Origin of the sequence: Chitinolyticbacter meiyuanensis (assembly GCF_008033135.1) — a bacterium.
GTDB lineage: Bacteria > Pseudomonadota > Gammaproteobacteria > Burkholderiales > Chitinibacteraceae > Chitinolyticbacter > Chitinolyticbacter meiyuanensis.
Genome location: NZ_CP041335.1, coordinates 2,863,859 through 2,885,181 on the forward strand (window position 1 = coordinate 2,863,859; position 21,323 = coordinate 2,885,181).

Here is a 21,323-nt window from a genome sequence, read left to right on the forward strand (position 1 = left end):
TGTTTGCGACGTCTGAATCCTTCGACTTGTCGAATTCAGAACTCGATACAATCAAACCCAATTAAAACAAATTTGAGTCTTGCTTCTTCTATCTTGTTAAAGATCAGATACAGAGTTTAATACTCGTCCAACTGAAGCAGTCAGAAGCAAACCCACTGCATCTTGCAATGACTTTGCTTCTGAATCCTTCCAGACATTCGGTGTTGGTGGAGGCAGACGGGATCGAACCGACGACCCCCTGCTTGCAAAGCAGGTGCTCTCCCAACTGAGCTATGCCCCCATCGGATCAAACTGTCTTCCCATCCACCAAGCGGTAAATGGTGGGTCAGATAGGAATCGAACCTATGACCCCCGCCTTATCAAGACGGTGCTCTAACCGACTGAGCTACTGACCCAGTTTTCTTCCACCAGACCATTCACGCCACCCGCGCCATCATCATTTAGATAATCTACGCCGGCTGAGCGACTGACCCAGTTTCTTCCCCGGGTCATCTACATGACCCAGTTCTCCGTATCTTCAACTTACAGCCGATGAGTGTGAGTACTTGGCAAGAGAACCTTGCTCTTGAAAGGAGGTGATCCAGCCGCAGGTTCCCCTACGGCTACCTTGTTACGACTTCACCCCAGTCATGAATCCTACCGTGGTAACCGGCCTCCTTGCGGTTAGCCTAGCTACTTCTGGTAGAACCCACTCCCATGGTGTGACGGGCGGTGTGTACAAGGCCCGGGAACGTATTCACCGCGACATGCTGATCCGCGATTACTAGCGATTCCGACTTCATGCACTCGAGTTGCAGAGTGCAATCCGGACTACGATCGGTTTTATGAGATTGGCTCCCCCTCGCGGGTTGGCGACCCTCTGTACCGACCATTGTATGACGTGTGAAGCCCTGGTCATAAGGGCCATGAGGACTTGACGTCATCCCCACCTTCCTCCGGTTTGTCACCGGCAGTCTCCTTAAAGTGCTCAACTGAATGGTAGCAACTAAGGACAAGGGTTGCGCTCGTTGCGGGACTTAACCCAACATCTCACGACACGAGCTGACGACAGCCATGCAGCACCTGTGTTACGGCTCCCGAAGGCACCCCTCTATCTCTAAAGGGTTCCGTACATGTCAAGACCAGGTAAGGTTTTTCGCGTTGCATCGAATTAATCCACATCATCCACCGCTTGTGCGGGCCCCCGTCAATTCCTTTGAGTTTTAATCTTGCGACCGTACTCCCCAGGCGGTCTACTTCACGCGTTAGCTGCGTTACTAAGGATCGAAATCCCCAACAACTAGTAGACATCGTTTAGGGCGTGGACTACCAGGGTATCTAATCCTGTTTGCTCCCCACGCTTTCGTGCATGAGTGTCAGTGTCAGCCCAGGGGGTTGCCTTCGCCATCGGTGTTCCTCCACATCTCTACGCATTTCACTGCTACACGTGGAATTCCACCCCCCTCTGCCGCACTCTAGCGAGCCAGTCAGCAATGCAGTTCCCAGGTTGAGCCCGGGGATTTCACATCGCTCTTAACAAGCCACCTGCGCACGCTTTACGCCCAGTAATTCCGATTAACGCTTGGACCCTACGTATTACCGCGGCTGCTGGCACGTAGTTAGCCGGTCCTTATTCTTCAGGTACTCTCATCCCCGGGAGATATTAGCTCCAAGGATTTGCTCCCTGACAAAAGGGCTTTACAACCCGAAGGCCTTCTTCACCCACGCGGCATTGCTGGATCAGGCTTGCGCCCATTGTCCAAGATTCCCCACTGCTGCCTCCCGTAGGAGTCTGGGCCGTGTCTCAGTCCCAGTGTGGCGGGTCGTCCTCTCAGACCCGCTACTGATCGTCGCCTTGGTAGGCCTTTACCCTACCAACTAGCTAATCAGCCATCGGCCGCTCTAATAGCGTGAGGTCTTGCGATCCCCCACTTTCCCCCTCAGGGCGTATGCGGTATTAATCCGGCTTTCGCCGGGCTATCCCCCACTAATAGGCACGTTCCGATGTATTACTCACCCGTTCGCCACTCGTCAGCGGACCGAAGTCCCTGTTACCGTTCGACTTGCATGTGTAAAGCATGCCGCCAGCGTTCAATCTGAGCCAGGATCAAACTCTTTTGTTTAATCACTTAGCTTTAGTACTTTGGCTCGTACTTAACTCAAGGAATCATCCGAAGATGATTTTCTTTCGTCTCGTGCGAGCACTTGTTGGTTTCCCACCAAGCACTCACACGCATCGGCTGTATTTTGTTAAAGATCAGAACCGCTGCACCGCCGAAACCTGCTAAACTCTTCGTTTCGCTTGTTTCGTTGCTGTGTCAGCAGCGAAGAAGCCGAACTATACGGCCCTCCCACACACCCGTCAACACCTCCCCGCAAAATTCTTCCGCCCAATCCGCTAAACCCCTGAACCGCAACGGAACATGGCAATAGCATCGGCGTGGAAGCAGTGGGGGGCTCGATCAGACGACCTAAAAGAGATGGGCTTGAGCTCGCCACATCGCGCTTTAAGCCAGCATCCCCCCTCAAAGACAACAATGACAAAGCCGCCCCGAAGGGCGGCTTTGTTCATCACTAGGCCGCGCAACGCGGCCTGGTCCTGCGTCAGTGACTCGATCAGACCCCGAGCACGCCGCCGTCTTCCTTCCAGATCACCACGGTAGCCCAGCTTGCGAACCCGTACTCAGTGCTGACATATCAACACTTTGCTGGGCTTGTTGCTGGTTAATCACCAACAAAAAAACCAGATTGATCACGAAAGGCTCCGAAGGGTTATCGTAAATTCCCCTTTTAAAACAAAATAATACATTCAATAAAAATCAATACGCACCGCTTGGCACGCCCCTTGCAATTCATGACCTGTCATAACGAGTTGCTTGTGCCATGCCCCATACCCTGCTCCAAGCCTCCCAGCCTATCTATGGCCGCATCCGCGATGAGCTGCGCCAGCGCATCCATGGGGGGGCCTATGCGGCACATGAGCGGTTGCCGTCCGAAAGCGATCTGATGACGCAGTACAGCGTCAGCCGTATCACGGTGCGTCAGGCGCTGGGGGAGCTGGAGAAGGAAGGCGTGCTGTTCAAGGTGCCGGGCAAGGGGGCGTTCGTTTCCAAACCCAAGCCGTTCCAGCAGTTGGCCCGGTTGCAGGGCTTTGCCGAGGCCATGCGCGAGCATGGCCATGAAATCTACAACCGACTGCTGAGCATCCACACGCTGGCGGTTGACGACACCATTGCGGAACGGCTGCGCTTGCCGGTCGGTTCGCCGGTCACAGAACTACGTCGGGTGCGGCTGCTGAATCGCGAACCGGTGTCGCTCGACGTGACTTATCTGGCGCCCCATATCGGCGAGCGCTTGGCGCGTGAGGATCTCGCTACACGCGACGTGTTCGTGATCCTGGAAAACGACTACGGCATCGCGCTGGGCCATGCCGATCTTGCCATCGATGCGCACTTGCCCGCCCCGGAAATCGCCGCGCTGCTGGAACTGCCTGCCGGCCAGCCGCTGTTGCGTATCGAACGCCTGACGCACGACCGTACCGGCACGCCGATCGATTTCGAATACCTGTACTGCCGCTCCGACAACTTCCAGTTCCGGCTGAGGATTGCGCGATGACGCGTGCAATCGCCATCGCCCGCCCCGCTGCGGGCATCCCACTCTACCCGGCATGCCGAAACAGGTGCCATTCGCACGTCACCTTCTTATCTAGCTTCGTTACATCCGCGTTGCACCTGCACCTCGGACCACACGAGGCCGGCATGACCCGCTCCCAAGGATCCATTCAATGAACACAATCGAACGCGAGGTTGATGTCCTCGTCATCGGCGGCGGCACGGCCGGGCCGATGGCTGCGGTCAAGGCCAAGCAGGCCGACCCCGACCTCAAGGTGCTATTGCTGGAAAAGGCGCACGTGAAGCGCAGCGGCGCCATCTCCATGGGCATGGATGGCCTCAACAACGCCGTGGTCCCCGGCTTTGCCACGCCCGAGCAGTACGTGCGCGAGATCACCGCGGCCAACGACGGCATCGTCAACCAGAAAACCATCCTCGCCTACGCAGAAAACAGCTACGCGATGATCGAGGAGCTCGATCGCTGGGGTGTGAAGTTCGAGAAGGACGAAACCGGCGACTACGCGATGCGCAAGGTGCACCACATGGGCACCTATGTGCTGCCCATGCCCGAAGGGCACGACATCAAGAAAGTGCTGTACCGACAGCTGAAGAAGAACCGCGTCGAGATCACCAATCGCCTCGTCGCCACGCGACTGATCGTCGGCGAGGACGGTCGCATCGCCGGCACCTTCGCTTTTGACTGCCGCACTGGCGACTTCCATGTGGTGCGCGCCAAATCGGTGGTGCTCGCTTGCGGCGCGGCCGGGCGGCTGGGGTTGCCGGCATCGGGCTACCTCTTTGGCACCTACGAGAACCCGACCAATGCCGGCGACGGCTACAGCATGGCCTACCACGCCGGGGCCGAACTCTCGGGCATCGAGTGCTTCCAGATCAATCCGCTGATCAAGGATTACAACGGCCCGGCTTGCGCCTACGTCACCGGCCCGTTCGGCGGCTACACCACCAACAGCCGCGGCGAGCGCTTCATCGAGTGCGACTACTGGTCCGGCCAGATGATGCAGGAGTTCCACAACGAACTCTCCGGCGGCAACGGCCCGGTGTTCCTCAAGCTGGATCACCTGGCCGAGGAAACCATCAGCACCATCGAGACCATCCTGCACACCAACGAGCGCCCCAGCCGTGGGCGCTTTCATGCCGGGCGCGGCACGGACTACCGCGAGCGCATGGTGGAGATGCACATCTCCGAGATCGGCCTGTGCAGCGGCCATTCGGCCTCCGGCGTGTGGGTGGATGAACACGCCGCCACCACCGTACCGGGCCTCTATTCCGCCGGCGACATGGCGTGTGTGCCGCACAACTACATGCTGGGCGCCTTCGTCTATGGCCGCTTCGCCGGTGAATCGGCGGCACGGCATGCACAGGCACACAGCCATGCCGCTGTGGCCGCCAGCCAGATCGAGGCCGAGCGCCAGCGCGTGTGGGCGCCGCTGCTACGCGAATCCGGCCTGCCGCCGGCGCAGGTGGAATACAAGTTGCGCCGCATGGTGAACGACTACCTGCAGCCACCCAAGGTCACCCGCAAGATGCAGCTCGGCCTGGAGCGCTTCCAGGCGATCCGCGATGACCTCGACCTGCTGCACGCGCGCAATCCGCACGAGCTGATGCGGGCGATGGAAGTGCACGCGATCCGCGATTGCGCCGAAATGGCCGCGCGCGCCTCGCTCTATCGCACCGAAAGCCGCTGGGGCCTGTATCACGCCCGCGTCGATTACCCAGAGCGCAACGACGCCGATTGGCGCGTGCACGTGCAGCTCTCCAAGAACGCGGCCGGCGAGATGGCGTGCTTCAAGCGGCCGCTTGAGCCCTACGTGATCGCGATGGATCGGGACGAACACGCCGCTTACCAACAACTTCGCATCAAGAAGGAGGCTGTACCGGCATGAGCTTTCCCACCTTTTCCCTCGCCCAGCAGCGCACCAGCGTGCCGGTGCGCATCGATGATGAAAAGTGCATTGCCGACAAGGGCTGCACCGTGTGCGTCGACGTCTGCCCGCTCGATGTGCTGGCCATCGACCTCACCCGTGGCAAGGCCTACATGGCCTTCGACGAATGCTGGTACTGCATGCCGTGCGAGAAGGATTGCCCGACTGGGGCGGTGCAGGTCGACATCCCCTACCTGCTGCGCTAACGGCACCACGTGATCGCCCGATGACTTTGTCAGCACCGCTTGCCGTACCAGTTTGTACTGCCTGCGCGGCGCTTTCGCGGCCTCGGGCAACCACGCGGCGCCTTGGCTTCACCCAATAAACCTAAAACCACCTGGAGATACACCATGAAACTCACCTATCAACTCGGCGCACTGGCGCTTGCCCTGTTCACCGCCGGCCTCGTGCACGCCGAAACCATCCGCGTCGCCATCGGCACGCAGGACACCACCATCAATTGCGCCACCGGCGGCGTGCTGATCCGCGAGCTGAAGCTCCTGGAGAAATACCTGCCGCGCGACGGCAAGTACAAGGATGCTCAGTACGACATCCAGTGGAAGAACTTCACCTCGGGCGCGCCGCTCACCAACGAGATGGTCGCCGACAAGCTCGACATCGGCTCGATGGCCGATTTCCCCGGCTCGCTCAACGGCGCCGCTTTTGACAAGGCCGGCAAGAAGAGCCTGTTCATCACCGTGCTGTCGGGCAGCACCCAAGGCAGCGGCAACGGCATCGTCGTGCCCAAGGAATCGCCCATCCAGTCCATCACCGAGCTGCGCGGCAAGACCATCTCGGTGCCATTCGCCTCCACCTCGCACGGCATGCTGCTGCGCGCGCTCAAAGCCAACGGCATCGATCCGGAAAAGGACGTCACCATCATCACCCAAGCGCCGGAAGTGGCCGGGCCCGCGCTGCAGGCGAACAAGATCGACGCCCACGCCGATTTCGTGCCGTTCGCCGAGCTGTTCCCGTACCGCGGCTTTGCTCGCAAGATCTTCGACGGCTCGCAAGCCAAGACACCGACCTTCCACGGCTCGCTGGTCAATGCCGAGTTCGCCAGGAAATACCCGGAAGTCGTCACCGCCTTCCTGCGCGCCGCGATCGAGGCCGACCGGCTGTTCGCCGCCGAGCCGGAGAAATACAGCGACCTGATCGAGAAGACCACCGGCATCGAGGCCGAAGTGGCCTACCTGTTCCACGGCCCGCTCGGCCTGCAGACGCGCGATTTCAGCTGGAAGCCCGAATACCGCCAGGCACTGAAAACCTCGATCGAGACGCTGCGTTACCTCAAGCGCACCGATGCCGATCTGGATGTCGCGAGCTTTGTCGACGACCGCTATCTGCGCGCCGCCTTCAAGCAGGCCGGGCTCGACTACGAGGCGCAGCTCAAGGACTACGACAAGCTGCCGCTCAATGCCAAGGACGCACTCACCGGCAAGCCGATCACCGATTTCCGCCGCCTGGGCCAGGTGTGGATCGAGGGTGAGCCCAAGGTGCGCCACTACGCCACGCTGGAATCGGCCGTGGCCGACGCCAAGCGTATCGAGGCCGGCGGCAAGCGCATTCGCGTGATCTATGCGCAGGACTACGGCAGCGGCATCAAGCTCTTGGCACGCCAAGCCTGGTTCGCCCAGGACGGCAAGGGCCAGCTCGCCGCCTTCCTGCTGAAAGATGCGGCGGCAACGTGGGCCAAGGCCAACAACGCCAAGGTGGTCGACTACGCCAGCATCCAGCCGGCCGCCAAGCTGGCCACCAACTGAGGCCGGGGCGATGCATGCATTCCGCGTGAACCCTGCCTCTTGGGTGCTGCCCGCCGCATCGCTGCTCGCCAGCGTGCTGCTGTGGCACCTGTTGGCCACCTACAAGCCGCACCTGGGCCTCGTCACCTTTGCAAACGCGCCGTCGCCGCGCGAAGTCTGGGAGGCCGGGCAGGAGCTGGTGCAATCGCCCAAGCTGCTGTTCCACCTGGGGCACAGCCTCTACCGGGTGTTCGCGGGTTTCGCCGCAGCAGCGATTGCCGGCATCGCGCTCGGCCTTGCCATCGGCCGCTTCGGCTGGGCACGCGGCACGCTGCTGCCACCGCTGGAAGTATTGCGACCGATCCCGGCGGTGGCGTGGATTCCGCTGTCGGTGCTGCTGTTTCCGTCGTCCGAGGCCTCGATGATGTTCATCACCTTTGTCGGCGCGCTGTTTCCCATCCTGCTTGCCACCATCCACGGCGTGGAGGGGGTCGACGCGCGCCTCATCGCCTCGGCGCGCAGCCTGGGCGCACGGCGCTGGCGCGTGTTCACCGAAGTGGTCGTGCCGGGCGCCGCACCCGCCATCGTCACCGGCCTTGCCATCGGCATGGGTACCTGCTGGTTTTGCCTTGTCACCGCCGAGATGATCTCGGGGCAGTTCGGCATCGGCTACTACACCTGGGAGAGCTACACCTTGCAGAACTACGCCAACATCGTGGTCGGCATGCTGCTGATCGGCGTGCTGGGCATGGGCAGCAGCGCGCTGATCCGCGCGCTTGGCCGGCTGGCCATGCCCTGGCAGGGAGCAACGCGATGAACGCCCCGCTGCCACGCGCCACCACCGCAGGCCGTATCGCGCTCGACCAGGTGGTCATCCGCGTCGGCCACGGCAACGATGCCTTCACCACCGTCGAGGACATCACGCTCGACATCGCGCCGGGTGAGTTCGTCTGCCTGCTCGGGCCATCGGGCTGCGGCAAGTCGACGCTACTCGGCGCACTGGCCGGCCACCTGGCGCCCGCCTCCGGCGTGCTGCATGTCGATGGCGCCAGCATCATCGGGCCCTCGCCCGAACGGGGCTTGGTATTCCAGCACCACACGCTGTTCCCGTGGCGCCGCGTGATCGACAACGTGGCCTTTGGCCTCAAGATGCGCGGACTCAAGCGCGCCGAACGCCACGCCGCCGCACAGGAGCTGCTGGCGCTGGTGGGGCTCGCCGGTTTCGAGCAGCGTTATCCGTCGCAGCTTTCCGGCGGCATGCAGCAGCGGGTGGAAATCGCCCGGGTGCTGATTGGCCAACCGCGCGTACTGCTGATGGATGAACCGTTCGGCGCGCTCGATGCGCTCACCCGGCTGAAGATGCAGCAACTGCTGCTCGACGTCTGGGCGCGCTTTCGCACCACCGTGGTGTTCGTCACCCACGATATCGACGAGGCGCTGTTCCTCGCCGATCGCATCCTGGTAATGAGCCCGCGCCCGGGCCGCATCGTCGAGGATCTGCGGCTGCCGTTCGCCCGCCCGCGCGATGCGACGCTGTCGACCAGCGCCGACTTCATTGCGCTCAAGCGCCATTGCCTGGCGCTGCTGCACCACGAGGCACCCGTGCCGCCGCTGCCCCGGCTGACGCCGCTGGGCGGCCCGGACGTGCGCACGCTGCAATTTGCCATCTGACCGGACCCGCCATGACCGACACCTACACCGCCCTCTTGGGCGATTCCGACCTCGCCACGCTGGCACCGCGTCTCGCCGCGATCGACGCGGCCACCCGGCGCATCGCGCTGATCGAGCTCGCCGACGAGGGCGATCCAGCACACCTGCCGCTCTTGATCGCCGGCCTCAATGATGCCGATGCCCGCGTGCGCGCCGAAGCGGCGCAACTGCTGGCCGGCTGGGACGAGGTCTACGTAGCGCACGCGCTGGCCGAACGGCTGCTCGACGAAGACGCCGGCGTACGCGACGCCGCCGCGCAGAGCCTGTCCGAGCTCAAGTCGCCGGCAGCCGGCACACCACTGCTGGCCTGGGCGGAACACACCGATGCCTATGCCCGTGCCGCCGCGCTGCGAGCACTGCGCGAGCTGCGGCTGCCAGCCGCGCAAACGCCGGCGCAGGCGTCGCTGTTCCACGCCCATCCCGGCGTGCGCCGCGAGGCGGTCGGCGTGCTCGGCTGGTTGAAGGTGGCCGAGGCGCTGCCCGCGCTCGCCGAACTGGCGCAGAGCGATGCCGATGCCGAAGTACGCCGTGCCGCCACTGGTGCGCTCGGCTTCGCTGCTGATGCTCAGGTGGCGCCCGCGCTGCTCGCCGCGCTGGGCGATGCGGAGTGGCAGGTGCGCGAGGAAGCGGCCACCACGCTGGGCAAGCTGCGGCTGGCCGGTGCGGTAATACAGCTGATCGGCACGCTGGAACACGATATCTGGCAGGTACGGATCAAGGCGGCGCGCGCGCTCGGCCTGCTTGGCGACGCAGCCGCGCTGCCCGCACTGATCGCTAGCCTCGCCCACCCGGCCGGCAACCTGCGCAAGGAAGCAGCCATCGCGCTCGGCGAGATCGGCGATCCTACGGCCCAGGCCGCGCTCGACGTGGCCGCCGACGATCCCGATCCGGAAGTGCGCAAGGCGGCGCGCCTGGCCATCAGCCGGCTGGCCGCCGCATGACGCCAATCGAGGTTGGCCTCACGCCGCAGGCGCTGACTCTGGTCTGGCCCGGCGGCAGCACCACGCTCTCCGCCCAGGCGCTGCGCGCCGCCTGCCGCTGCGCCGATTGCCGTGCCGCCGCGCTGCGCGGCCAGGCCGTGCCGATTCCCGCCGCAACCATGCTGGCCGGGCTGGCGCCGCTGGGGCATTACGCGCTGCAATTGCGCTTTGCCGATGGCCACGAGCGTGGCATCTATCCCTGGGCCTATCTACAGCAGCTTGCAGCCGCCCAGCATCCCTCGTCTTAAATTCAAATTTGTTATTTTGAAATCATTTAATATTCCTTTTTAACAAATCATCGACCGGTTAGATTTGCTCATCGCCTTGCCACATATCGCGGCAAGTCCACATGGGAGAACAATACGATGAGCACCTTGCATACCTTCACGCGTTGGCTACCGGCGCTGGCACTGACCGGCGCCCTGACCGCGCAGGCCGATGACGTCACCGTCGCCTACCAGACCACGGTCGAGCCAGCCAAGGTGGCGCAGGCCGACGGCGCCTACGAGAAGGCCACCGCCAGCAAGATCAACTGGCGCAAGTTCGAAAGCGGCGCCGAGGTGATCACCGCCGTCGCATCGGGGGATGTGCAGATCGGCTACGTGGGCTCCAGCCCCTTGGCGGCGGCGGCCAGCCGCTCGCTGCCGGTACAGACCTTCTTGATCGCCGCGCAGATCGGTTCAGCCGAGGCGCTGGTGGTGCGCAACGGTACCGGCATCAACAAACCGGCCGATCTCGCCGGCAAGAAGATCGCCGTGCCCTTCGTCTCGACCACGCACTACAGCCTGCTGGCCGCGCTCAAACACTGGAAGATCGCACCGTCCAAGGTACAGATCATCAACCTGCGTCCGTCCGAGATCGCCGCAGCCTGGCAGCGTGGCGACATCGACGCCGCCTATGTGTGGGATCCGGCCCTCGGTCGCGCCAAGGAAAACGGCAAGGTGCTGACCAGCTCGACCGACGTCGCCAAGTGGGGCGCGCCGACCTTCGATGCCTGGATCGTGCGCAAGGATTTCGCCGAGAAGAACCCCGCGTTCGTCGAGCAGTTCGCCCGCGTCACCCTCAAGGCCTATGCCGACTACGCCGCCAATCCCAAGGCCTTTGCCAGCAACGCCGGCAACGTGGAGAAGATTGCCCGCATCACCGGCTCCAAGCCCGAGGAAGTGGCGAGCCTGCTGGAAGGCAACCGCTACCCGGTGGCCAGCGAACAGGCCCAGCTGCTCGCCAAGTCCACCGAGCAGGCGCTGGCCAATACCTCGGCCTTCCTCAAGGAGCAGGGCAAGGTCGACGCAGTACACCCGAGCTACGCCGAATACGTGAGCAATCGCTACGCCAAGGCGGCGCTGAAGTAAGGCATCACATTCACCGCTGCACCGCCTGCCGGTGCAGCGGGTTTTGTCGTTTGCAGGAGCAGACCATGTCCTCGCTGATCGTCGATCGCGTATCGGTGCACTACCCCGGCGCAGCCACTGCGGCGCTGTCCGATGTGTCGCTGACCGTCGGAGCGGAAAACCTGGTGGTCGCGCTGGGTCCATCCGGCTGCGGCAAGACCACACTGCTCAACCTGATCGCCGGCTTCGTCGCGCCCAGTCGCGGCCAGATCACGCTCGACGGCAAGCCCGTGACAGGCCCCGGCGCCGAGCGCGGTGTGGTATTCCAGGACGACGCGCTGCTGCCCTGGCTCAACGTGATCGACAACGTGGCCTTTGGCCTGCGCCTGCAAGGCGTGCCGCAACGCGAACGCGAAGCGCGTGCGCGCCAGGTGCTGCAGCAGGTCGACCTTGCCCAGCACACCGAGCGCCGCATCTGGCAACTTTCTGGCGGCATGCGCCAGCGGGTGGGTCTTGCCCGCGCGCTGGCAGCCGATCCGCAGCTCTTGTTGATGGACGAGCCATTCGGCGCGCTCGACGCCTTCATCCGCGAGCAGATGCAGGCGCTGCTGCTGCGTATCTGGCGCGAAACCGGCAAGCGCGTGTTCCTGATCACGCACGACATCGAGGAAGCGGTGTTCCTTGCCACCGAGCTGGTGCTGATGTCGCCCGGCCCGGGACGCATCGTCGAGCGGCTGTCACTCGATTTCGGCCGCCGCCACGCCGCGGGCGAGCCGGTGCGCAGCGTGAAATCCGATCCTGAATTCATCGCCGTTCGCGAACACGTGCTCGCCCGGGTCTTCGCCCATCGTCACAGCCTGGAGGGCGCCCCCGCATGAACGCCGCCGAACTCGCCTTGGGCGAACATGAATTCCCGGTCGCGGAACACCCGCAACCGGTCACGCCGCAGCGCAGCGGCACGTTGCGTATCAGCCTTGCCACGCTCGCCACGGTGCTGGCGCTGTGGTGGGCCACTGCCGCATCGGGCCTGGTCGCGCCGCTGTTTCTGCCACCGCCGCAGGCGGTACTGGCCAAGCTGTGGCAGACCGCCACGCAAGGCTATATGGACGCCACCTTGTGGCAGCACCTGGGCGCCAGCGCCTTTCGCATCGTCAGCGCGCTGATTGCGGCCGTGCTGTTTGCCGTGCCGATCGGCATCGCCATCGGGCTGTCGCGCACCGCGCGCGGCGTACTCGATCCGCTGATCGAGTTCTACCGCCCCATTCCGCCGCTCGCCTACCTGCCGCTGATCGTGATCTGGTTCGGCATCGGCGAGCTCTCCAAGGTGCTGCTGATCTATCTCGCCATCTTCGCGCCGATCGCCATCGCCACCGCCAGCGGCGTACGCGGCGTGGACAAGGCCCGCCTGCGCGCTGCGCAGTCGCTGGGCGCCAGCCGCTGGCAGCTGATCCGCCACGTGATCCTGCCATCCGCCCTGCCGGACATCCTGACCGGCGTGCGCATCGGCCTGGGTACCGGCTGGTCCACGCTGGTGGCCGCCGAGCTCGTCGCCGCCACCCGCGGCCTGGGCTTCATGGTGCAGTCGGCCGCGCAGTTCCTCGTCACCGACGTGGTGGTGCTCGGCATCATCGTGATCGCGGTGATCGCCTTTGCGCTGGAGCTCGGGCTGCGCGCGCTGCAGCGCAGGCTTACCCCCTGGCACGGCCAGGCCCACTGATTTTCAGGAACATCCATGTCCGTACTCGATATCACCCCGCTCAGCCCCGCCATCGGTGCCGTCGTCGACGGCGTGCAACTCTCCGAGCCACTATCCGATGCCAACCGCGACGCGCTGAACGATGCACTGTTGCGTCACCAGGTGCTGTTCTTTCGCAACCAGCCGGTAACGCCGACGCAGCAGCGCGATTTCGCCCGCCAGTTCGGCGACCTGCATATCCACCCGATCTACCCGAACGTGCCGGACACGCCGCAGATCCTGGTGCTGGATACCCATGCCGATAACCTGCCGGACAACGACAACTGGCATACCGACGTCACCTTCATCACCACGCCACCGCTGGGCGCAGTGCTCGCCGCCAAAACACTGCCCCCCACCGGCGGCGACACGCTCTGGTCCAGCGGCACCGCCGCCTTCGATGCGCTCTCGCCGCGCTTGCAGGCACTGCTCGACGGCCTGACGGCGACGCACGACTTCGCCAAGTCCTTTCCCGCCAGCCGCCATGCGATCTCGGAAGCGGGCCGCGCGCAGTGGGAAGCGACACGTGCCAGGCATCCGCCGCTGTCGCACCCGGTGATCCGCACCCACCCGGTGACCGGGCGCAAGGCACTGTTCGTCAACGAAGGCTTCACGCTGCGCATCAACGAGCTGCCGCCGCGCGAATCGGAAGCGCTACTCGCCTTCCTCTATGCCCACGTCGCCCGCCCCGAATTCACTGTCCGCTGGCGCTGGCAGGTGAACGACGTGGCATTCTGGGACAACCGCGTGACCCAGCACTACGCAGTCGCCGACTACCTGCCCGCCCGCCGCGTGATGCACCGCGCCACCATCCTGGGCGACGCGCCGTTCTGAACACGCCGGAAAACGACAAGGCCCGCATCAGCGGGCCTTGTGCCATGGATGCAAACGCTCAGCGCCAGGCGCTGCCTACCTGGAAGTAGAACGCGTTGTCGTCCTCGCTCTTGGCGACATCAATGCCGGCCGCGATGCCGAGCTTGCGCGCAATGAGGTAACGGAAGCCCAGCCCGGCACCCCAGGCGTCGTCGGCCTCGCCAAGATCCTTCCAGCGCCCCCAGGCCTTGCCCATACCGCCAAAGGCCAGCACCGACCAGCGCGGCGTAAAGGTCCAGCGCCCCTCCACCTCGCCCGTGAGCGCGTACTGATCCTGGTAACGCCCCTTGGACAGCCCGCGTAGCGAGACGAAGGGTTGGGCATAGAACGGCACGTCCCCCTCGGTGGCACGGCCGTCGATGCGTAGCCCCAGGTTCCATTCCTTGGCCAGCGGAATCCAGGTGTAGGCCCGCGCGGCATAGGTCTCGAACTCCTGCGAGCTGCCGAGCCAGTCGCGCGCAATCTGTGCCTCGAGCTCGGCATAGGCACCGCGACTGGGAAAGAACATGTTGTCGCGGCTGTCGTAATCGACCACGAGGCCAGCTTTACCGATCTGGCGGTCGGTATCGAGGAAGCCGAGCTCGGTGGCAAGCTCGCCGGTGAACTTGGTCTCGGCGTCGAGATAGGTATAACGCGGGCCGGCAAACCAGTGGCTGTCGCCGATCCGCACCAGGAGCTGCTGCACCAGCGCCACACCGTTGAGCTGGTAGGAGCGCGGCCGGCTGGACAGGCCGTAGTAGTCGGTCTCCAGGTTCACCTTGCCGAGCGCGCCGAGGTAGCGGTAGCGATCGCCGCCCCAGGTATGGAAGTGGAAGATGCCACCGCCCCAGGTGCCGTTGTCGGTGGCCGCGCCGCCCACGCCGGTGATGTTGGGTGGTTGCATCACGCCGGTTTCCTTGGCCTTTTCGCCAGCCTCGGCCATCGATTCGGAGAAGAACAGCAGCATGGCGCCACCGCCGTAACCGATGGCGGGCTCCGTGATCACCACCGGCACCGGCAGGAAGCCCTTGTGGTTGAGCAGGTAGTCGCTCATGTCAAAGCCGCCATCCTCGCTATCGCGGAACGAGATTTCCGCGTTCGCCAGCGGGCTGGCGAACAACAGCGCGGACAACAGCAACGTGGGGAAACGGATGCGCATTCGGGCCTCGGTGCGTGAACTCAACGGCGGAAGCGGCCGCCACCCATGCGCCCGCTGAAACGCGGCGAGAAGTTGCCGCGGTTGAATTGGTGGTTCTCGAAGTTGGGCCGGGTGATGGTCGGGTTGGGCTGGACACTGCGGTTGTTGATGCGATCCGCACCGCGCTCGCGCGCCAGCCGGTCGGTATCGAGCCCGCTGGACGCTGGTGCCACGTCACGGGTGGCGCCGCCCAGCGTCTTCTGCTCCCAACCCTGGCCGGGCGTGTACTGGTAGACGTTGCCATCCTTGCCGGCATACACGTGATCGTCGGTGCGGATCACACCGCCGTGGCTGATCTGGCCGGTGTCGGCATCGCGGTGGACATAGCCCGCGCCGGTGGCATCGCCCGCCTTGCCACTGGTGGAGAAGCGCCCGCCTGCGGTAGTGCCTTCATCGGTATGGACCATGCCACCGGATTCATGGCTGACGCGGCCAGTCTCGGTATTCACCTGGGCGCGTGAACCCGCGGCTGCCGCATTGCCGGTATCGGCATTGCCGGCCGCAGCACCATGGCCGCCAACCACGCGGCCCGTTTCCGGGTTGTAGCGCACGCCACCCGCAGCCGCCGTGGTGGTGCCGGTGTAGGCATTGCTGTTCCAGCCAGCGTAGCCCCAGCCACGACCGCCAGTGGCATCGTTGTGGAAGGAACCACGCACGCCGGTACCATAGTTGCCGCTCCACGGATCGGCCCAGGCCGCGCGCACGCCGCTGGCGGCCACATTGCCCCAGCGACCGTAGACATTGGTCACCGCCACGCCGCCGCCCCAGTAGCCCGGCCAGTAGCCGGGGCCGTACCACGGACCCCACCACGGACCATACCAGGCCGCACCCCACGCCATGCCCCAGGCAAAGCCGAAACTCCAGCCGGCCCAGGCATCCCAGCCGAAGGCCACACCGTAGCCATAGGTGGCCGGGCAGCTGTACCATACGTCGCCGATCCAGGCATTGCAGACATAGCCGGTGCCGTACACCACCACGCCGTTGCTGACCACGGTGCCGTAATAGCCGGGGGTGTAGCCGACGTAGACCTCGTCACCATTGCTGCCGTACACGTAGACATAAGTCACGTAATGCACCGGCGAGGTGGCGGGGATGGTGTAGATCACGGCCGGCACGTTGATCGCCACCGACCAAGGCCCCGTTGCCGTGCGCGCGGTGAACCATACGCCGTTCTGCACCGCGTAGTAGGCGGTATTGCTGAGCCGGATCACCGGCACGGCGGTATTGACCGCATAGGCGAGCGTGGTGCCGGAGATCGGCGAGAACTGCGGCGATCCATCGTAACTCACACTCAGGTGTGCCTGCGATTTGCGTACGGTGGCCGTCTGCGGGATTGCATTGGCAATCAGCGATTCACGTGCTTCCGGCGTGCCCGGAATCGAGGCAAGCACAGCGGCCTTGGGGCTGTCGCTGGCGATCTTGAGGAAATCGGCCGGCAGCTTGCCGCCCTCGACATGGCGCCACGGCCCCTTGGTCGACGCGGCGCTGAACCAGCGCCCGGACAGCAGCACGAACCAGTTGTCGTTGTCGGCATGGTCGACGAACACATCAGCCCCCGTGTTGGCCACATAGCTCAGCTGTGTGCCGGCGAGCGGCTCGAACTGCGGCTCACCGTTGATCTCGATCAGTTCGGCCGGGCCGTCGCTGACGAAGATGGCCGGCGCCTTGCCTGCTGCCAGCGCCTGTTTCAACGGCTCGGCTGGCTTGTCGAGCACGTCCACGAGATGCGCCGCCACCGCCTGCTGCATCGCCTCGTTGAGTGCGGCGGGCACATCGGCAGCCAGCGCCCACGGGCCGGACAGCGCGCCCGCCTCGGCCCAGCGGCCGGCAAAGCGCAGGTAATGTTTGCCGCCACTGCGCAGCAACAGCGAGCGGGTGTTGATTACCCGCTCGACACCGGCCACGCCGGCAGGCTTGTACACCGGCTTGCCATCCACCAGCACCAAGAGGCCCGGGCCGAACGAGAACAACACCTGCGGCGGCGTGTTGTTCACCGCTTGCGCCGCCTGCTGCTGCGTGTTCTGCGTGATGGCCAGCGCCGATTCCAGCTGGTCGAGGTCCACCGTCAGCGTGCTCACCGGCAGCATCTTGCGGATCAGGCCGAGGTAGCGCGCCTCGCTACCCTTGGCGGTGGGAAAGCTTACCCGGTCCGCCGTCACGCCCTTGAGATCCACCTCGCGGGCCGCCTTGTCGGTTTCGCTGCGGGCCGAAAACCACAGCACGCCGTAGACCAGCTGGTCATGCGCCTTGCCGGCGTCGTCCTTCACCGTGCCGGTCTTTACGGCCACGGCCAGCCGGCCCTTGAGCACATTGCCCTGCCAGCTCTCCAGCTGCGGCTGGTGCAGCGTGAGCTGCTGACCTTCGATGGTGAAAGTGCGCGGCCAGGGATGGGCGGACGCCGATGCTTCGGCAGCCTGCTCGGCTGCCAATACCAGCGACGACACCACCGCTGCCGGCAGGCCGCAGCACAGCGCGGCGCAAAGCAGGGTGACGCGAAGGTGGCTGGGGGTATTCATGCTGTGGTCCTTGCAAGGGCGTGGCACGCATCAGGTGGATTCGGCATCAGATCGCAGCCTGGGCAACAGGCAGCGCGCGCTTGACTGCTACGAAAACGGCATATCACTGGCTGGCCAGCACGCCATCCTGCTGCATCTGTTTGATCAGCTGCTGGGCAAGGCCGGTCGAGAACTTGGCGATGTCGGTCGGCGCAAAGCCTTCGCTTTGTCCGGACCAGATCGCCTTCTCGGCCTTTACATCCCAGAGCGTCGTTTCCAGCGTGACGACGTCGTACTGGGTAATCGTCGGCGGCATGGTCGCCCAGGCCGAGCCGTACCAGCCGTAGAAGCCGCCCATCACCGGCATCGGCGCCCCGGGGATGACGTCGACCTGGCGCTCGGTCTTCAGCAGTCGCGTCACCAGCACGGCCTGCGATTGGCTGGCCCGGATCGCTTCCACCAGTTGTGCCTTGGGAATCGCCCCTGTTTGCGGCAGCTGCGGATAGCTGGCCCGCGCCGGGGTGCCCGCCGCCAGCAGGGTATTGACGAAGCTGTCCTCGAACACGCGACGGCCACTTTCGCTCTCGCTGATGCCGACCACCAGCACGCGCTGCGGCGGTGGTCCGGCAAACTGCGGATCACGCCAATGGTTGGTCACCCGGGTACTGGCGCAGCCGGCAAGAAGCAGCATCGCGGCCAGCATTGAGAGCATGCGAAAGCGCATTGGGAGGCGGAACATGGAATGGACTCCTGAGAAGCCGGCCGGCGCATCCGGGACGCTGCCACGCGAAGCCCGTTGCACGCTTGCGATGCGCAGCGATGGTGCGAGCCAGGCTGAGCGGGATATTGGATGTGCGCTGGAAACGGGATCGTGCGGCATGCTGAAGATCGGTGTCGTCTTCGCGTAGCGCTACCGGCGCGGTTGCGCAGGCAAAGCGGCTGGTCGATACCGGCCAATATAGGCAGCTGCTTATTAAAAAACCAAGTATCGTCCCATCCTGGATGCATAGATTGCGCAAGCCGGAATGAGTTGATATTTGCAAAGATCTGACGCCAAACCCTGACAAGGAAGCTGCCATGCTGCGTGCCCTGCCCCGGTTGTCATTGCTGCTCTCCGCGCCTTTGCTTGCGCAGCCGCTTGATCTGCCCGGCAGCCTGCCCAACCTCGCGGGCATCGGCGTCGGCATGACTTCGGACTACTCGGGCAGCAACGACACGATGGTCGGTGTGGTACCTGGCCTGCGCTACGTGACGGCCGACGGCCACCTGCTGGAATTGTACGGCCCCTATGCCCAGTACAACCTGGGCCAGCTCCAAGGCTGGCAATGGGGGCCCGCGCTCTCGCTGCGCTTGGGGCGTGAGAACGTGGATGACGAGGTGGTGGCGCGCATCCACGAGATCGATACCACGCTGGAGGCCGGCGGCTTTGTCGGCTACGAATATCTCAACCGTGACGGCTATCCCTGGCGTGCGCGAGCCGGCGTGGCGGTACTCACCAACGCCGGCGTGGTCTACGGCGGTGCCCGCGCCACCGCCACCGGCACGCTGTGGCTGCCAGTCAGCCCACGGGTGATGGTCGGCGGCGGGCTCGGCGCAAGCTGGGTCAGCGCCGACTTCAACCGCACCTACTACGGCGTGACCGACGCCGATGCCGCCGCCAGCGGCCTGCCCGGCTACACACCCGGCGGCGGCTTGCAGCAATGGTATGGCTGGCTTGGGATGATCGTGCAGCTCACGCCGTCCTGGTACGGCGGCGCCATGGCCTTCCTGCAGCGGTTGTCCGGCGATGCCGGCGCCAGCCCCATCGTCACCGAGCGGGGTGATCGTGACCAGTGGACCTATGGCGTGGGCTTGGGTTACGCCTGGCGCTGAGCGCGCCCCGAGAACCAGGCTTGCGCAGCGATCAAAAGAAAAACCGGCGTGGTCTCCCACGCCGGTTTTCTGCCTGCTGGTGGATCAAGGCAAGGCGTTCAGCGCCGAACGGGCCGGTACCGAGAAGTTGTAGCCATCGTGCTTGTCCCAGTTGATCGACCAGGTCATCACGCCGCGATAGCTCGGATAGGCCTGCTTCGGCTTCACCGTGTCGCAACCCGCGAGTTGAGTCAGGCAGGTGAGCGCGTTCTTCACCGCGGCCGCGGTGACGAAGCCACGACCGGCCGACTGGCTGCCGCTCGGCACGCCGAACGCCACCTGGTCCGGGCGCAGGCCCTTGAACTCCCAGCCATTGCCATAGTTGACCTTGAAGCCCTCGATCAGCATCAGCGAGCCACCGACCAGCGCGTCCACCGTGCCCTCGTTCAGCACGCGGCCATCGGTATAGGTGAAGCCGCCGTTGTTGTAGTACTGGACATGGATCACCGACAGATCGTCGCGCAGGCCGTCGATGATAGGCAGATAGGCTCCCCAGATGCTGCCGTAGGAGACGTAGCCACCCTGCACATACGGGTGCTCCGGTGCCATCGATAGATAGAAGTTGCTGCCGACCTTGGCCTTGAGCTGCTTCACCGCCTTCACGAGGTTGGCCTGGATCGGCGCGCCCTGGCTCACGCCACTGCCGCTTTCCAGATCGAGATCGATGCCGTCGAGACCGTACTTGGTCATGATGCCGTAGAGGCTGTTGACGAAGTTGGTCACGTCCGAATCGTTGTTGAGCGTGACCGAGCCATCCTGGCCACCCAGCGACAGGATCACCTTCTTGCCCTTGGCCCGCTTGGCGGCGATGTCGGCGATGAACTGCGATTCGCTGCCGGCCGCCGGATCGAGGTGGAAGGCCACCGTGCCACCCCCGGCGTTCTCGCCAAAGGACAGCACGATCACGTCCCAGTCATCCGATACCTGGCTGATCGGGAAGGTGGGGCCGGACGGGTTCTGGAAGTTGTGCCAGTAGCCCACCAACAGGTGCTTGGGCAGGTTGCCGCTCGGTGGCGGGGTGACCGGCGTCGGCGATACCGGGGTCGGCGTGGGCGTCGGGCCGGTCGGGGTCGGGCTGATTGGGGTCGGTGTCGGCGGCTTGGGCGTCGGGCTCGGGGTGGGCGAACCGCCGCCGCAGTTGCCGATGTTCTTCCACACGCCCCAGTCACCGGATTGCGCCGGATTGTCGCCCTGCGTCCACCACTTGGCTTCGTAGTTCACGCCGTTGTAGGTCACGCGCTGGCCACCGGTGTAGACGGTGCTGCTGCCCCAGACGGCGTAGCAGGTGGTCGGGCCCGGCGTCGGGGTAGCCACGACCGGGGTCGGCGTGGCCGATACCGGCGTAGGTGTGGCTCCTGGCGGGGTCGGGGTGGCCGGCGACGGCGTTGGCGTGCCACCGCTGGTCACACCCAGATCCTTCCACAGCGTGGGAGTTGCAGCCGGGTTCCAGTTCGCGCCGGCATAGGCGGTATGGGTAACCAACGCTTGGTAATCGTGGCCGTTGTAGCTGACCACGCTGCCAGCAGTGTAGGTATTGCCTTCCTGCCAGGCCACGGCGGCCAGCGCCGCAGGTGCCCATACGGCGGCAAGCAGGCTCAGGATGGCCAGCGCAGCGTTGCCGCGGCGCAGGACCGATCGGGTGAATGCCATTTCATCTCCTCCTACTGCTCAATCGAGTGAATGTTGCGCGGCCTCTGTCGCACGGGCCGCGTCCTTGCGCCTGCCGCAAAACATCTCGGCGGCAAGGCGTGGGCCACTATTGCACCGCCTGAAAGCAGGCGAAAGTACCGTTCGTGCCCCGGCGCACGAACGGAAGCAAACCCGATAACAAATACT

At 64.4% G+C, this 21,323-nt stretch carries 17 protein-coding genes, 2 tRNA genes and 1 rRNA gene; 13 read left to right on the top strand and 7 right to left on the bottom strand.

Annotated elements, in window-relative coordinates:
- Positions 1 to 204: 204 nt before the first annotated feature.
- The 3 genes from FLM21_RS13595 to FLM21_RS13605 form a co-directional block, all read right to left on the bottom strand.
- Positions 205 to 280: transfer RNA gene (locus FLM21_RS13595), tRNA-Ala, on the bottom strand.
- Between the two features lie 38 nt (positions 281 to 318).
- A tRNA-Ile gene (locus FLM21_RS13600) sits at positions 319 to 395 on the bottom strand.
- Positions 396 to 568: 173 nt separating this feature from the next.
- Positions 569 to 2,102 (bottom strand): 16S ribosomal RNA (locus tag FLM21_RS13605).
- A 760-nt stretch (positions 2,103 to 2,862) separates the two neighbouring features.
- Here FLM21_RS13605 and FLM21_RS13610 point away from each other — a divergent pair.
- The 12 genes from FLM21_RS13610 (at position 2,863) to tauD (ending at position 13,865) form a co-directional block, all read left to right on the top strand.
- Positions 2,863 to 3,594, top strand: coding sequence for a GntR family transcriptional regulator (locus tag FLM21_RS13610; RefSeq protein ID WP_148716085.1), 732 nt, complete (start codon positions 2,863 to 2,865; stop codon positions 3,592 to 3,594).
- A gap of 169 nt (positions 3,595 to 3,763) precedes the next feature.
- Positions 3,764 to 5,494 (top strand): fumarate reductase/succinate dehydrogenase flavoprotein subunit, encoded by a 1,731-nt coding sequence (locus FLM21_RS13615; protein ID WP_148716086.1) that lies wholly within the window; start codon positions 3,764 to 3,766, stop codon positions 5,492 to 5,494.
- Positions 5,491 to 5,739, top strand: coding sequence for a 4Fe-4S dicluster domain-containing protein (locus FLM21_RS13620; protein WP_148716087.1), 249 nt, complete (start codon positions 5,491 to 5,493; stop codon positions 5,737 to 5,739). Before FLM21_RS13615 ends, FLM21_RS13620 begins: the two co-directional genes overlap by 4 nt.
- Positions 5,740 to 5,883: 144 nt before the next feature.
- Positions 5,884 to 7,296, top strand: coding sequence for an ABC transporter substrate-binding protein (locus FLM21_RS13625; RefSeq protein WP_148716088.1), 1,413 nt, complete (start codon positions 5,884 to 5,886; stop codon positions 7,294 to 7,296).
- Between the two features lie 10 nt (positions 7,297 to 7,306).
- Positions 7,307 to 8,092, top strand: a complete 786-nt coding sequence (locus FLM21_RS13630) for an ABC transporter permease (RefSeq protein WP_148716089.1) — start codon at positions 7,307 to 7,309, stop codon at positions 8,090 to 8,092.
- Positions 8,089 to 8,946 carry an ABC transporter ATP-binding protein gene (locus tag FLM21_RS13635; RefSeq protein WP_148716090.1) on the top strand — a complete coding sequence of 286 codons (858 nt, stop codon included), beginning with the start codon at positions 8,089 to 8,091 and terminating at the stop codon, positions 8,944 to 8,946. The genes FLM21_RS13630 and FLM21_RS13635 overlap by 4 nt, the downstream gene beginning before the upstream one ends.
- An 11-nt stretch (positions 8,947 to 8,957) precedes the next feature.
- A complete protein-coding gene (locus tag FLM21_RS13640; protein WP_148716091.1) occupies positions 8,958 to 9,926 on the top strand; it encodes a HEAT repeat domain-containing protein in 969 nt (322 codons plus the stop codon).
- Entirely contained in the window at positions 9,923 to 10,213 is a 291-nt protein-coding gene (locus FLM21_RS13645) for a DUF971 domain-containing protein (protein WP_148716092.1), read from the top strand. The genes FLM21_RS13640 and FLM21_RS13645 overlap by 4 nt, the downstream gene beginning before the upstream one ends.
- A gap of 117 nt (positions 10,214 to 10,330) precedes the next feature.
- Entirely contained in the window at positions 10,331 to 11,317 is a 987-nt protein-coding gene (gene tauA, locus FLM21_RS13650) for a taurine ABC transporter substrate-binding protein (protein WP_148716093.1), read from the top strand.
- Between the two features lie 65 nt (positions 11,318 to 11,382).
- Complete coding sequence (gene tauB, locus FLM21_RS13655) at positions 11,383 to 12,174, top strand: taurine ABC transporter ATP-binding subunit (RefSeq protein WP_148716094.1); 792 nt, start codon at positions 11,383 to 11,385, stop codon at positions 12,172 to 12,174.
- Positions 12,171 to 13,013, top strand: a complete 843-nt coding sequence (gene tauC / locus FLM21_RS13660; RefSeq protein WP_148716095.1) for a taurine ABC transporter permease TauC — start codon at positions 12,171 to 12,173, stop codon at positions 13,011 to 13,013. Before tauB ends, tauC begins: the two co-directional genes overlap by 4 nt.
- 15 nt (positions 13,014 to 13,028) lie before the next feature.
- Entirely contained in the window at positions 13,029 to 13,865 is an 837-nt protein-coding gene (gene tauD / locus FLM21_RS13665) for a taurine dioxygenase (RefSeq protein WP_148716096.1), read from the top strand.
- A 58-nt stretch (positions 13,866 to 13,923) separates the two neighbouring features.
- Here tauD and FLM21_RS13670 read toward each other — a convergent pair whose 3' ends face one another.
- The 3 genes from FLM21_RS13670 to FLM21_RS13680 all read right to left on the bottom strand — a co-directional run bounded on the left by FLM21_RS13670 (position 13,924) and on the right by FLM21_RS13680 (position 18,315).
- Entirely contained in the window at positions 13,924 to 15,042 is a 1,119-nt protein-coding gene (locus FLM21_RS13670; protein WP_148716097.1) for a BamA/TamA family outer membrane protein, read from the bottom strand.
- Positions 15,043 to 15,062: 20 nt separating this feature from the next.
- Positions 15,063 to 17,597 carry a hypothetical protein gene (locus tag FLM21_RS13675; protein WP_148716098.1) on the bottom strand — a complete coding sequence of 845 codons (2,535 nt, stop codon included), beginning with the start codon at positions 17,595 to 17,597 and terminating at the stop codon, positions 15,063 to 15,065.
- A 103-nt stretch (positions 17,598 to 17,700) separates the two neighbouring features.
- Positions 17,701 to 18,315 carry a DUF4136 domain-containing protein gene (locus tag FLM21_RS13680; RefSeq protein ID WP_222846699.1) on the bottom strand — a complete coding sequence of 205 codons (615 nt, stop codon included), beginning with the start codon at positions 18,313 to 18,315 and terminating at the stop codon, positions 17,701 to 17,703.
- A gap of 338 nt (positions 18,316 to 18,653) precedes the next feature.
- Here FLM21_RS13680 and FLM21_RS13685 point away from each other — a divergent pair, with 338 nt between their 5' ends.
- Entirely contained in the window at positions 18,654 to 19,448 is a 795-nt protein-coding gene (locus tag FLM21_RS13685; RefSeq protein ID WP_148716099.1) for a MipA/OmpV family protein, read from the top strand.
- 84 nt (positions 19,449 to 19,532) lie between these two features.
- Here the strand turns inward: FLM21_RS13685 and FLM21_RS13690 are convergent, their stop codons facing one another.
- Entirely contained in the window at positions 19,533 to 21,137 is a 1,605-nt protein-coding gene (locus FLM21_RS13690) for a chitinase (RefSeq protein WP_148716100.1), read from the bottom strand.
- Between the last annotated feature and the right edge of the window lie 186 nt (positions 21,138 to 21,323).

Bases quoted from the DNA above. Each gene is read 5' to 3' on its own strand.
- FLM21_RS13610 (WP_148716085.1), top strand. From the start codon at position 2,863: ATGCCCCATACCCTGCTCCAAGCCTCCCAGCCTATCTATGGCCGCATC.
- FLM21_RS13615 (WP_148716086.1), top strand. From the start codon at position 3,764: ATGAACACAATCGAACGCGAGGTTGATGTCCTCGTCATCGGCGGCGGC.
- FLM21_RS13620 (WP_148716087.1), top strand. From the start codon at position 5,491: ATGAGCTTTCCCACCTTTTCCCTCGCCCAGCAGCGCACCAGCGTGCCG.
- FLM21_RS13625 (WP_148716088.1), top strand. From the start codon at position 5,884: ATGAAACTCACCTATCAACTCGGCGCACTGGCGCTTGCCCTGTTCACC.
- FLM21_RS13630 (WP_148716089.1), top strand. From the start codon at position 7,307: ATGCATGCATTCCGCGTGAACCCTGCCTCTTGGGTGCTGCCCGCCGCA.
- FLM21_RS13635 (WP_148716090.1), top strand. From the start codon at position 8,089: ATGAACGCCCCGCTGCCACGCGCCACCACCGCAGGCCGTATCGCGCTC.
- FLM21_RS13640 (WP_148716091.1), top strand. From the start codon at position 8,958: ATGACCGACACCTACACCGCCCTCTTGGGCGATTCCGACCTCGCCACG.
- FLM21_RS13645 (WP_148716092.1), top strand. From the start codon at position 9,923: ATGACGCCAATCGAGGTTGGCCTCACGCCGCAGGCGCTGACTCTGGTC.
- tauA (WP_148716093.1), top strand. From the start codon at position 10,331: ATGAGCACCTTGCATACCTTCACGCGTTGGCTACCGGCGCTGGCACTG.
- tauB (WP_148716094.1), top strand. From the start codon at position 11,383: ATGTCCTCGCTGATCGTCGATCGCGTATCGGTGCACTACCCCGGCGCA.
- tauC (WP_148716095.1), top strand. From the start codon at position 12,171: ATGAACGCCGCCGAACTCGCCTTGGGCGAACATGAATTCCCGGTCGCG.
- tauD (WP_148716096.1), top strand. From the start codon at position 13,029: ATGTCCGTACTCGATATCACCCCGCTCAGCCCCGCCATCGGTGCCGTC.
- FLM21_RS13670 (WP_148716097.1), bottom strand. From the start codon at position 15,042: ATGCGCATCCGTTTCCCCACGTTGCTGTTGTCCGCGCTGTTGTTCGCC.
- FLM21_RS13675 (WP_148716098.1), bottom strand. From the start codon at position 17,597: ATGAATACCCCCAGCCACCTTCGCGTCACCCTGCTTTGCGCCGCGCTG.
- FLM21_RS13680 (WP_222846699.1), bottom strand. From the start codon at position 18,315: ATGTTCCGCCTCCCAATGCGCTTTCGCATGCTCTCAATGCTGGCCGCG.
- FLM21_RS13685 (WP_148716099.1), top strand. From the start codon at position 18,654: ATGCTGCGTGCCCTGCCCCGGTTGTCATTGCTGCTCTCCGCGCCTTTG.
- FLM21_RS13690 (WP_148716100.1), bottom strand. From the start codon at position 21,137: ATGGCATTCACCCGATCGGTCCTGCGCCGCGGCAACGCTGCGCTGGCC.